This is a genomic window from Acidobacteriota bacterium (genome assembly GCA_039028635.1).
Lineage (GTDB): Bacteria > Acidobacteriota > Thermoanaerobaculia > Multivoradales > JBCCEF01 > JBCCEF01.
Window position 1 is genome coordinate 1 of the sequence record JBCCHV010000108.1, and the last position, 7,879, is coordinate 7,879.

General features: G+C 67.2%; 6 protein-coding genes. All 6 read left to right on the plus strand.

The window, feature by feature from the left end:
- Positions 1-340: 340 nt before the first annotated feature.
- The 6 genes from AAF604_24550 (at position 341) to AAF604_24575 (ending at position 7,294) form a co-directional block, all read left to right on the plus strand.
- Complete coding sequence (locus tag AAF604_24550) at positions 341-856, plus strand: sigma-70 family RNA polymerase sigma factor (GenBank protein ID MEM7052855.1); 516 nt, start codon at positions 341-343, stop codon at positions 854-856.
- A complete protein-coding gene (locus AAF604_24555; GenBank protein MEM7052856.1) occupies positions 853-3,438 on the plus strand; it encodes a FecR domain-containing protein in 2,586 nt (861 codons plus the stop codon). The genes AAF604_24550 and AAF604_24555 overlap by 4 nt, the downstream gene beginning before the upstream one ends.
- Positions 3,439-3,677: 239 nt before the next feature.
- Positions 3,678-4,619 carry an ABC transporter ATP-binding protein gene (locus AAF604_24560; GenBank protein MEM7052857.1) on the plus strand — a complete coding sequence of 314 codons (942 nt, stop codon included), beginning with the start codon at positions 3,678-3,680 and terminating at the stop codon, positions 4,617-4,619.
- Positions 4,606-5,466, plus strand: coding sequence for a hypothetical protein (locus tag AAF604_24565; protein MEM7052858.1), 861 nt, complete (start codon positions 4,606-4,608; stop codon positions 5,464-5,466). Before AAF604_24560 ends, AAF604_24565 begins: the two co-directional genes overlap by 14 nt.
- Positions 5,463-6,413, plus strand: coding sequence for an ABC transporter ATP-binding protein (locus AAF604_24570; GenBank protein MEM7052859.1), 951 nt, complete (start codon positions 5,463-5,465; stop codon positions 6,411-6,413). Before AAF604_24565 ends, AAF604_24570 begins: the two co-directional genes overlap by 4 nt.
- A complete protein-coding gene (locus tag AAF604_24575; GenBank protein ID MEM7052860.1) occupies positions 6,410-7,294 on the plus strand; it encodes an ABC transporter permease in 885 nt (294 codons plus the stop codon). Before AAF604_24570 ends, AAF604_24575 begins: the two co-directional genes overlap by 4 nt.
- Positions 7,295-7,879 lie beyond the last annotated feature (585 nt).

Consider the following 7,879-nt stretch of genomic DNA (forward strand, 5'->3'; position numbering starts at 1 on the left):
GCCGCCGCGACGGGAGAGGAGGCCCAAGAACCATGCTTCTTAGGCCGGAGCGGGACGCGCAGTCAGGGGCGCTCAGCCCGGGACGCGCAGTCAGGGGCGCGTAGCCCCTCTCGAAATAGACAGTTAGCAGCGCTGGAAAATCCGCGAAGCGGACTTTTTCAGCAGGCTGCTGGCAGACGGCTGCTCGTTGAAACCGGACTTGCCCGGCAATCTGCGATCAGGCACCATTCGATCTCAGAGGCTTCGACTTCGGATGTAAGGAACTCGACCGCGCTACGTAGTGATGGTCGAGGACTAACCGAAGGAGCCTATTTTGCAAGTTGCCACCCAAAGCGAGCCTGTGTCCGACCAGCTCGAATTCCTCTACCGGAAGAACCACGAACGGGTCTTCCGAGCCGCCTTTCGCATCACCGGTGATGCGATGGATGCGGAGGACGTTCTACAAACCGTCTTCATGCGCTTGTTGCGGCGGGAAGGGGACTTCGCCCTGACCGGTGATGCCGGACCCTACCTGCACCGTGCCGCCATCAACGCCGCCTTCGACCTGCTGCGCCGTCGGCGTCGCAATCCGGCTTCGGCAGACGCCGGTGAGATGAGCGAGACCCTGCCCGATCCCGCCGCCGATCCCTGGTCGAGCACCGATCGCGAATCCCTGCGCCGCGCCCTGCGGGACGCTTTGGGACGCCTGACCGATGCCGCCGCCGAGGTGTTCGCCCTGCGCTATTTCGAAGACTACGCCAACCACGAGATTGCCGAGCTGTTGGGTATGACGCCCACCGCCGTTGCCGTGACCCTGCATCGGTCGCGGGCCCGGGTGCGGGAAGAGCTCGTCCGTGCTCAGGAGATGGGACGATGATCAATCATGACGACACTCTGACCCCGCCCGTCGACGAGGCGGTTGCCGCCGTTCGGGAGCGCTCCCCGAGCTCTGAAGAAATCCGCGCGGCGGCGGACCGCGTCTGGGAGCGGCTGACCCGCGAGGTCGCCGCCCCCGCCCCTTCCTCCGCGACCGTCGACACCATCGATGGTTGCGCCGACTTCCAGGCTTTGATTCCGAGCTACCTCGCCGGCGAGCTGACGCCCGCCCGCGCCCTGCTGCTCGAAGACCACAGCCGCGAATGCGTGCCCTGCCGCCGGGCCTTGACCGCCGCCCGCTCCCAGGAGGTCGTCCAGCCGGCGATTGCCGCGTCGCCGCGCGCCCCGCGCACCCGCTGGCTGGCGGTCGCCGCCATGGCCCTCGCCGCCGTCGGTCTGGCCGCCTTCCTCGCCCTTTCCGGTGTGCTCGGTGGGGGTGATCCGGTGACCGTCGCCGCCGTCGACGGCCACTTGATGCGAGTCGCCGCCAACGGTGGCGCCTTGGCGCCGGGAGCGAGCTTCGAGCCCGGTGAGGTGGTGCGCACCGGTCGCGGCTCCTCCGCCATGCTCGAGCTCTCGGATGGCTCCATGATCGAGCTCAAGGAGCGCACCCAGGTGGCGGTTCGCCACGGCCTGCGCGGTACCACCATTCACCTCGGCCGCGGCAACATCATCGTCGAGGCGGCGGACCAGCGTCCGCGCCACCTCTATGTCGCCACCAACGATTGTCTGGTCTCGGTGACCGGCACCATCTTCTCCGTCAACAACGGCCTGATGGGCTCGCGGGTGGCGGTGGTGGAGGGTGAGGTACGAGTCGCCCAGGATGCCGGCGAAGCGGTGCTCGGCCCGGGCGACCAGGTGACCACCGGCAACAGCCTCGACGCCGTTCCGGTGGTCGACGAGATCGCCTGGAGCCGCAACTTCGACCGCTACGTGGCGCTGATGAACGAGCTGCGGGTGCTGCGCGACGAGCTCGAAGCGCGGATCACGCCGAGTGACTCCCGCGCTGCCGGTGCCCTTCTCGACACGGTGCCCGCCGACACCCTGGTGTTCGTGGCCCTGCCCAATTTCTCGCAGCCGCTGAGCGATAGCTGGGCGGTCTTGCAGGACCGCCTGGCGACCAGCCCGGTGCTGGCCGACTGGTGGAACGAGAACGTCGTGCCGTCGGGCGCTGCGGAGAATCTCGAAGAGACCATCACCACCGTCCACGAGCTCGGCAGCTACCTCGGTGACGAGGTGCTGTTGACCTTCGCCGACAACGGTTCTGCCGGCGTCGAAGAGCCCCTCGTCGGTGCCGAGGTGATTCGCGCCGGTCTCGCCCACCACCTCGATCAGCTGGCCCAGCAGTGGGCCGACGAAGCCGGTCACGAGGTGCTCCGCCGGGTCGAGGATCCGATCGCCGAAGGGGCCGACTTCGAAGGCTTGCTGGCCTGGGTGGGCGATGGTCTGCTGCTGATCTCGCCGCGCGCGGAAGGCCTCGCCGTCGGCATCGCCACCGCCGCCGGCAACGCCCCGTCCTTCGACGGCACGGAGCTTTCGGCGCGGGTCTACGAGGCCTACGAAGACGGCGTGCAGTGGCTGTTCGCCGGCGACCTCGGCACCATGATCGAGCCCAACGACGAGGTCGACGCCCTCGGCTTGAGCGACTTCGACATTGCCGTCATCGAGCATCAGAGCGACGAACAGCGCTCGGTGACCTCCGGTGAGATCGGCTTCGACGGTGAGCGCCGCGGCGTTGCCTCTTGGCTGGCGGAGCCGGCCCCGATGGGCTCCCTCGACTACGTCTCGCCGGAGGCGGCGGTGGCGATGGCGATGATCGCCAAGCAGCCGGCCGCGATGATCGATGACCTGCTGGTGGTCGATCCGCGGGATCAGGACACCATGGACCAGATCGAGCTCGAGATCGGCATCGACCTGCACGCCGATCTCGCCGCCTCCCTCGGGGGCGAGGTCGCTTTCGCGATCGACGGGCCGATCCTGCCGAAGCCGGCCTGGAAGATGATTCTCGAGGTCAACGACGCCGCCACCCTGCAGTTCGCCATCGAAGCGCTGCTGGTGCGCGCCAGCGAGCAGCTCGAGGATGTCGATCTCAGCCTCGACTCGGAGGTCGCCCAGGGGCGCACCTATTACCGCGTCACTTCAACCCAGCATCCGCTGGCGGTGCACTACGTCTACAGCGATGGCTACCTGGTGGCGGCGCCCGATCGCGCCCATCTGGATCGTGCCCTCGATCTGGCGGCGGCCGGCGCCACCCTCACCCAGGCGGCGGATTTCCGGGCTCTCTTGCCGACGGAATCGGATGCCAACGTCTCGGGGCTCTTCTACCAGAACCTCGGTCCGGTGTTGGCGCCGGTGATGGGCGAGCTCGGGCGCTTCTCCGGCGAAGGCAAGATCTCGCCGCAGCAGGCGCAGGCCCTCGAGCAGCTCACCGAGGACAGCCGTCCGAGTCTGGCCTACGCCGTTGGCGAGCCGGATCGGATCCGGGTAGCGAGCACCCACTGGGGCAGCACCTTCGGTCTCGGCTACCAGGCCCTGCTCGGCCTGGCCGGGATGGGGGACTTGCTGGGGACCGAGGGCATCTAAGGTCCGTTCCAACGTTGAGCGGTGCCCTTTGGATCGGGGGGTTCCGCGGCCTGGGGCCGGTGCTTGCACCGGCCCTTTGGCCGTGCATTGGTAGGCTGCCGTGCGGCGTGTTTCGCCGCCCGCAGAAGAATGAAAAATCAGGGGCTTTTCGTGGAACTTCTTGGGCAGAGTCGCCGTAGGAGCGAGCAGGCCAGCGAGTGGTGCGAGGCCTGGCGACGAAGGGGAGGGAAGAACAGAAAATGACCGCCATCATCGAGCTCGACAAGCTGGAGGTGACCCTCGGGAAGTTCCCGGTCCTGAAAGGACTCGAGGCTTCCATGGCTGGGCGCTGCATCGGCTTGCTCGGTCCCAACGGGGCCGGCAAGACGACCTTGCTGCACACCCTCCTCGGCTTTCATCCACCCACCGGCGGGTCGGCCCGCATCTTCGGCCATGACGTGCGCCGCGAGGTGTCGGCGATTCGCGGTCTGATCGGCTACATGCCGGAGCGCGACGCCTTCATCCAGGGGATGACGGCGGTGCGCTTCGTCCGCCTGATGGCGGAGATTTCCGGCTTGCCCTCCGGCAAGGCCCTCGAGCGCGCCCACGAGGCGCTCTTCTACGTCGGCCTCGGGGAAGCGCGCTATCGCCCGATGGGCAGCTACTCGCTGGGTATGAAGCAGCTCGCCAAGCTCGCCCAGGCGATTGTCCACGGGCCGCGCTTGCTGCTCCTCGACGAGCCCACCAACGGGCTCGATCCACCGGCCCGCGAGCGCATGCTGAAGCACATTCTCGAGATTCGCGACCGCGGCGACACCCAAATCATCCTGTCGTCGCACCTGCTGCGCGACGTCGAGCGCTGCTGCGACGAAGTGTTGGTGCTCAAGGAGGGGCGAGTCGCCGTTTTCCGCGACCTCGCCGCCGAGCGACGCTCCAACCGTCAGTTCCTGGAGATGGAGGTGCGCGGTCCCGAGGAGACCTTCACGCAGGCGGTGCGGGCCCTCGGCGTGGAGTGCGCCGTTTCCGGCAATGGTCGCGGGCCGCGACGCCTCAAGGCGGTGCTGCCGAGTGGCTTCGAGGTGCGCGAGCTCTACCGCCTGGCCCACGAGCAGGAGGTTCAGATCCGCCGCTTGACCTACAAACGAGATTCCCTGGAAGAGATCTTCTTGCAGGCCATGGAGGACGGCAATGGCGGTCTTTGAGCGTACTCTCCGCCCCTTCGAGGGCGCCCTGACGGCGCCGCGCTGGCGCTTCCTGGTGCTCAGTCGCTATGCGCGCCAGCAAGTTTTCCAGTCTCGTTTGCTGACCGGCTTTTTCGCCCTCTGCTTCGCGCCCTTCGTATTCGCGACGCTGGTCGTCTACCTGCGCTACAACCTACCGGCCCTCGAGGCCTTCAACATCGACGCCGGCGGCCTGCCGCCGATCGATCAGACCTTCTTCTTCTACTTCCTGCGGTTGCAGGGCTTCCTGGCCTTCCTGCTCACCGCCTTCATCGGTCCCGGGTTGATCGCCCCCGATCTCGCCAACAACGCTCTGCCGCTCTACCTTTCCCGGCCGTTCTCGCGCTTCGACTACGTGCTCGGCAAGCTGACGGTGCTGTTCGTGTTGCTGTCAGCGGTGACCTGGCTGCCGGTCGGTCTGGCCTGGTTCCTCAACGGCACCTTGCGGCCAGAGTCCTGGAGCGCCGAGTACCTCGGAACGGGCTTCGCCATCTTCGTCGGCTCCTGGGTCTGGATCTTGATCCTGGCGCTGCTGGCGGTGGCCTTCTCCGCCTGGCTGAAGTGGAAGATCCTCGCCGGTACGGCACTGTTCGCGACCTTCTTCGTCGCCGGTGCCCTGGGCGAGGCCACCAACCAGATCTTCGACACCCGCTGGGGTGACCTGATCAACCTCGGCAACGTCATCACCCGCATCTGGGACGGCCTGTTCTTCTCCACCTCGACGGGCTCGATTCCGCTGTGGAGCGCTTGGGTGTCCCTGGCTCTGATCTGCGCCTTCTGCCTGTGGATCTTGAATCGCAAGCTGCGCGCCTACGAGGTGATCTCATGAGCTCCGACGGCACGGTTCGCTTCGACGGCGTTTCGAAGTTCTACGGCGAGGTCCTGGGGGTCAACCACATCAGCCTGCGCCTCGAGCCTGGCATCACCTCCCTGGTGGGTCCCAATGGCTCCGGCAAGTCGACCCTGATGAACCTGATGGCCGGCCTGCTGCGGCCGTCCCGCGGCGAGATTCGGGTGCTGGGGATCCCCACCGATCGCCCCGAGGAGCTCTTCCGGGTGATGGGCTACGCCACTCAGTACGAGGGCTTCGCCCGCGGCATCACCGGTCGGCGCCAGCTGATCAGCATTCTCAAGATCCACGGTCTCGACGGCCCTGCCGCCGCCGAGCGGGCCGAGCAGGTGCTCGCCCGGGTCGGCCTGACGCGCGCCGCCGACCGCAAGATCGCCGGCTACAGCAAGGGCATGCGGCAGCGCATCAAGCTGGCCCAGGCGATCTGCCACCGGCCGGCGGTGCTGCTCCTCGACGAGCCCCTGAACGGCCTCGATCCGATGGCCCGGGCCGAGATGATCGAGCTCTTCAAGGGCCAGGCCGAGGAGGGCATGCACGTCATCATCTCGAGCCACATCCTGCACGAGGTCGACATGATCTCGGACCGGGTGGTGCTGCTCAACGCCGGCTACGTGGTGGCCAAGGGCGAGATCGAGGGCGTCCGCGAGGAGGTCGAGGAGCAGCCGCTGCAGGTCTGGGTGCGCTGCGACCGGCCGGCCCGGCTGGCGGCGCGCATTCTCGAGCAGGAGCACGTCACCGAGATCAAGATCCACGAAGATCGCGGCGGCCTGATGGTGCGCACCAAGGACGCCGACGGCCTCTACCTCGACCTCAACCGGGTGGTGCTCGAAGAGGGCTTCGCCATCGAGGGCGTGGCGCCGTCCGATTCGGACGTCGCGGCGGTCTATGACTATTTGATCGGCCCCGGCCAGGGAGGGGGACAATGAGCCCGTCCGACGCCCAGGAAACCGCCATGACCGCGCCGGCAGCTCCGCCGGCTTCGCCCCAGCAGTCGCGCTTGCGACAGGCGCTGGCGGTCTTCCGCTTCGAGCTCGGCCGCATTCTCTGGGGCCCGGGAGTGCTGGCTTTGCTGCTGCTGGCGGCGCTGCCGGCCTTCCCTTTCGCGATCGTCTACCTGGTGCACCTGGCGGTCGAGCAGCCGCCGGGGCTGTCCGAAGCCACCACCTCCTACGCCTGGGCATTTCAGGTGTTCATCCTGCCGATGGTCACCTTCTTCGGCTGCGTCCTGATCTTCACCGGTCTGGTGCGCCGTGAGGTGCGCGAGCGTACCCTCCATCACCTCTTTCTGTGCCCGGTTCCGAGGCGCGTGGTGATGGCCGGCAAGTTTGGCGCCGGGGTGCTTTCGGCGAGCTTGATCTTCGGATTCTCGGCCTTGGTGACCTTTGTCTTGGCCTACCTGCCCCAGTTTCATCGCCACGGTCATGCCGCCCGCGAGTTCTTTCTCGCCGGTCCGGGGTTCTCGCATCTCTTCCAGTACCTGCTGGTGGTCGTGCTGGCGGCCATCGGCTACGGCGCCGTCTTCTTGTGTTTCGCCCTGTTCGTGCGCAACCCCATCATTCCGGTCTTCTTGGTGCTCGGTTGGGAGTCGATCAACGCCTTCCTGCCGCCGTTGCTCAAGAAGCTGAGCGTGTTCCACTACCTGCACGCCCTCTGTCCGGTGCCGCTGGTCAATCTGCCCTTCGCTCTCCTTGCCGAGGCGCCCTCGGCCTGGGTGGCGATCCCCGGGCTGCTGCTGCTCGCTTTCGGTCTGCTGATGCTCTCGGGCTGGCGCTTCCAGCATCTGGAAATCGATTACGGTGGGGAGTAGAGAGCCGGCCTCGGTGCCACTGGCTCTGCGCTCCGCCGGGTCGCCTGCGTGGGCCTTTCGAGGCCTGCAGGTCGGCCCGCTGCGGACGGAGGCATAACTCGCCTAACGGCTCAGACAGATGCCTCCGTTCCTCCTCCGCGGGCCTAGGGTCGGACTGCCGAGTGCTCGCCCGCAGGCTCAGGCTGCGCTCCGTTCCAGCGGCGCCGAGGCCTCCCGGCCTCTTGGTCTGAGGCCAGCTCTCTTTTTGGGAGGGGGGAGGGTGGGTGTGGTTGCACTTCGGGTCTTCAACTCGTGAGCTGAGGTCTTCGGTCGGGTTCCTGCTCTTTCCACTGGTCCGGATCGTCAGGTCGCGATGGCACCCGACGGTGCCGGCGCTGCGCTCCGCTGGTCGTCCGCGTCGGGAGGTCGGTGGCCTGCGGGTCGGCCCGCTCCAGACGGAGGCATAACTCGCCTTCGGCTCAGACAGATGCCTCCGTTCTTCTTCCGCGGGCCTAGGGTCGGACTGCCGAGTGCTTGCCCCGCGGACGAAGGCTTCGCTCCACGCCGGCACCGCCGAGGCCTGCTGGCCTAAACCAAGAGGCCGGC

What these genes read in the sequence shown, in the direction of transcription:
- AAF604_24555 (MEM7052856.1), top strand. Translation starts at nt 853, where the DNA reads ATGATCAATCATGACGACACTCTGACCCCGCCCGTCGACGAGGCGGTT.
- AAF604_24560 (MEM7052857.1), top strand. Translation starts at nt 3,678, where the DNA reads ATGACCGCCATCATCGAGCTCGACAAGCTGGAGGTGACCCTCGGGAAG.
- AAF604_24565 (MEM7052858.1), top strand. Translation starts at nt 4,606, where the DNA reads ATGGCGGTCTTTGAGCGTACTCTCCGCCCCTTCGAGGGCGCCCTGACG.
- AAF604_24570 (MEM7052859.1), top strand. Translation starts at nt 5,463, where the DNA reads ATGAGCTCCGACGGCACGGTTCGCTTCGACGGCGTTTCGAAGTTCTAC.
- AAF604_24575 (MEM7052860.1), top strand. Translation starts at nt 6,410, where the DNA reads ATGAGCCCGTCCGACGCCCAGGAAACCGCCATGACCGCGCCGGCAGCT.